This window comes from Campylobacter concisus (assembly GCF_902460545.1).
Lineage (GTDB): Bacteria > Campylobacterota > Campylobacteria > Campylobacterales > Campylobacteraceae > Campylobacter_A > Campylobacter_A concisus_AE.
This window is the reverse complement of sequence record NZ_CABPUE010000010.1, coordinates 64,767-68,414: the sequence shown is the minus strand read 5'-3', so window position 1 is coordinate 68,414 and position 3,648 is coordinate 64,767. Positions and strand designations below refer to the sequence as shown.

General features: G+C 36.4%; 3 protein-coding genes. All 3 read right to left on the bottom strand.

Annotation, left to right across the window (positions count from 1 at the left end; genetic code table 11):
- Positions 1–176: 176 nt before the first annotated feature.
- From dnaK to FZ949_RS08095, 3 genes are read right to left on the bottom strand one after another with little or no spacing between them, the layout of a single operon-like run.
- Positions 177–2,051 carry a molecular chaperone DnaK gene (dnaK, locus tag FZ949_RS08105; protein ID WP_103579493.1) on the bottom strand — a complete coding sequence of 625 codons (1,875 nt, stop codon included), beginning with the start codon at positions 2,049–2,051 and terminating at the stop codon, positions 177–179.
- 35 nt (positions 2,052–2,086) lie between these two features.
- A complete protein-coding gene (gene grpE, locus FZ949_RS08100) occupies positions 2,087–2,629 on the bottom strand; it encodes a nucleotide exchange factor GrpE (RefSeq protein ID WP_084042087.1) in 543 nt (180 codons plus the stop codon).
- The gene (locus tag FZ949_RS08095) at positions 2,626–3,420 is read right to left on the bottom strand and encodes an HrcA family transcriptional regulator (RefSeq protein ID WP_103579503.1); all 795 of its coding nucleotides are present in this window, start codon (positions 3,418–3,420) and stop codon (positions 2,626–2,628) included. The genes grpE and FZ949_RS08095 overlap by 4 nt, the downstream gene beginning before the upstream one ends.
- Positions 3,421–3,648: the final 228 nt, after the last annotated feature.

Below are 3,648 nucleotides of genomic sequence, written 5' to 3'. Positions count from 1 at the left end.
TATAAATACAATGGCACAAATTAAATGAGTAATCAAAAAAAATAAGTACATTTTTAGCCTTTTTGTTTGGCATTATATAAATTTTAACTATTTAAACTGCTTATTTTGAATCAATTTTAAGAATTTATGAAGATAAATTTATAAAAGAGCAAGGCAAGTGCCCTGCTCTAGGAGTTTTACTCGACTTCAGCGTCTATAACGTCGTCGTCTTTTTTGTTGTTTCCGCCGTTTGCTCCAGCATTTTCATCTTTTTTATACATAGCTTCTGCTAGTTTGTGGCTAGCTTTGCTTAGAGCTTCTACTTTAGCATCGATTTGCTCTTTTGAAGAATTTTCATCTTTTAAGACCTCTTTTAGGTCATTTAACGCAGCTTCGATGTTGCTTCTATCCTCAGCTGGAACTTTCTCGCCAAGCTCACTCATGCTCTTTTCAGTTTGATGAACTAGTGCATCAGCTTGGTTTCTAGCTTCAACTGCGTCTTTACGTTTTTTGTCCTCTTCTTTATGAAGCTCAGCATCTTTTACCATGTTGTTTATCTCTTCTTCGCTTAAGCCGCTTGATCCAGAGATGGTGATATTTTGAGCTTTGCCAGTTGCTTTATCTTTTGCAGAAACGGTTAAAATTCCGTTTGCGTCAATGTCAAACTCAACTTCTATTTGAGGAACACCTCTTGGAGCTGCTGGGATACCTTCAAGGTTGAAATTTCCAAGTGATTTATTGTCCCTTGCAAACTCACGCTCACCTTGTAAAACCATGATAGTAACGGCACTTTGGTTATCTTCAGCAGTTGAGAAAACTTGACTTTTCTTAGTTGGTATGGTTGTGCCTTTTTCGATGATCTTGGTCATCACGCCGCCAAGTGTTTCGATACCAAGGCTAAGTGGAGTAACGTCAAGAAGTAGAACATCTTTAACGTCGCCTTTTATAACTGCACCTTGGATCGCAGCACCGATAGCTACGACTTCATCTGGATTAACACTCTTATTTAGCTCTTTACCAAATGCTTTTTTAACCTCTTCTTGAACGAGTGGCACACGAGTTGAACCACCTACCATTACGACCTCTTTGATGTCACTCTTGCTTAGACCTGCATCTTTGATGACTTCATTTATCTTAGTGATAGTCTCGCCTACAAGTGAGTCGATCATACCTTCAAATTTAGCACGAGTTAGCTTTTTGACAAGGTGTTTTGGACCAGTTGCATCAGCTGTGATAAATGGTAAATTTATCTCAGTCTCTTGAGCTGAGCTTAGCTCTTTTTTAGCATTTTCTGCAGCTTCTTTTAAGCGTTGAAGTGCCATGATATCGCCTTTTAGATCGATACCATTTTCATTTTTAAACTCGCTTACTAGCCAGTCGATTATCTTGTTATCAAAGTCATCACCGCCTAAAAATGCGTTACCGCCAGTTGCCAAAACTTCAACGATATTATCACCAGTTTCTAGCACTGTAACGTCAAATGTACCACCGCCTAGGTCATAAACTAAAATTTTCTCAGCCTCTTTTTTATCAAGACCATAAGCAAGTGCTGCTGCTGTTGGCTCGTTGATGATACGAAGTACGTTTAGTCCTGCGATCGTTCCAGCCTCTTTTGTAGCCTTTCTTTGGCTATCGTTAAAGTAAGCTGGCACAGTAATAACCGCATCTGTTACCTTCTCTCCAAGATATGCTTCAGCATCTTCTTTTAGTTTGATAAGAATTTTTGCTGAAATTTCTTGTGGAGTATAGACCTTACCAGCGATCTCAACTGCGCAAGCACCATTTCTATCTACGACATGATATGGTAAGCGACTTTTTGCCTCTTCAGCATTTTTTTCATTGCTCATCAAGCCCATGATACGTTTGATAGAATATATCGTTTTTTCAGGGTTTGTAACTGCTTGACGTTTTGCAACGTCACCTACTAGAATTTCACCCTTGTCTGTGAAAGCAACAACTGATGGAGTTGTGTTTTTGCCCTCTTTGTTTGGGATAACCTTGCTCTCGCCACGCTCAAAAACGCTCACACAAGAGTTTGTTGTACCTAAGTCTATACCTATAACTTTTGACATATTTTTCCTTTTTATTAGATTTTATTTTTATAAATTTAGTTTGCTACACTGACCATAGCTGGGCGCAAAACCCTACCATTTATCATATAGCCTTTTTGCAAAGCTTGCACGATTTGACCACTCTGCTTCTCTTCGCTATCGACCCTTAAAACAGCATTATGCACGCTCGGATCAAACTCAGTGTCAGTTGGTATCTCGCTTACACCATGCTTTTCAAAGCATTTTTTAAACTGATTTATAGTTATCAAAATGCCCTCTTTGATCTTTTTGGCAAATTCATCATCCTCTGGATCAAAATTTGCAGCGATCTCAAGAGCATCTATGACTGGTAGTAAGTCCCTAGCAAATTTCTCATTTGCATAGTTTGCAACGTCTGTCTTCTCTTTTTCATATCGCTTTTTGATATTTTCAAACTCAGCATTTGCTCTATAATATTTATCAGTTATCTCCCCGAGCTCTTTTTCAAGTTTTTCAACCTTTGAAATATCACCAAGTGCGTCCAAATTTACGCTATCATTAGCTAGTTCTTGCACAGGCTCAACCTCAGGTAGGTTTTGCTCTTTTACCTCTTCGCTCACGCAGCCTCCTTTATTAGATTTATAAATTTTACATAGTCAGTATAAATACTGCCAGCACAGATCATCTGTGCTTCGTTACCAAGATAGTTAGCACTAAATTTAAGCCCCATAAAATTTTCATCAAACATAGGAGAAAATGTAAGTTTTTCATCCATTTGCAGACTAAAACTTGGGTCAAAAACCATCTTAAAACGTCTATCCTTAAACATATCAAAGGCTAAAATTTCATTTTCTTGGAAGTAAATTTTAGTCCTTTTAAGCTCTCTTATTTTACTTTTTAGTTCGCTTAAACCAACTTGAGAGCAGATAAGCTCAAGTTTGTTTAAACTAACTCCAGCAAGATTACTTAAAAATTTATACGTCCTAGCATCAAATTTAATAACGATCTCATCTTCGCCAAAATTTAAGATCATATATCTATCGTTTAAATTTAAAATTTCTAGCAACTCCTTATCGATCGTGCCAAAAATCATACAATAAAGCTCAAATTCATCGCATAACTTTTTCAGTTCTTCGGCATCATTTATCTCCAGATTTATATCACTTATAGTAAAAATTTCACTCCAATATCTTCTCATCGCAGCGATTGTTGGTATCCGACCGCCACTTATATGAAGCTTGGTGATCTCGCCTTCGTCTGAAAGCTTTTTAAAATAAACACGTATCGTAGAAGCTGGAATAGCCGCGCTCATACGAGAGCCAAGCTCATTTGAACCAATAGGCATATTGTCCTGCAAATAAGCCTCGATGATAGAATTTAGTATCAAATCACGTTTATTTGTTTTACTCACTTTTAGCACTCTTTCTTTTTAATTGCTAAGCGGATTATACAACTTTAGTTTATCAATGTCAAGTATTTAAGTTAAAATAATTTATTTATATATCTTTAGTCTATATAACTAAGCTTCTTTAATATTAATTGTATAAGCCTTTTCGAAAATAAAATTACAAAAAATAATTAAACAAACTTAAAGGTCTTTTATATTACCTCTAAGTTCTAATATTTTATACGTTTTTAC

What these genes read in the sequence shown, in the direction of transcription:
- dnaK (WP_103579493.1), bottom strand. Translation starts at nt 2,051, where the DNA reads ATGTCAAAAGTTATAGGTATAGACTTAGGTACAACAAACTCTTGTGTG.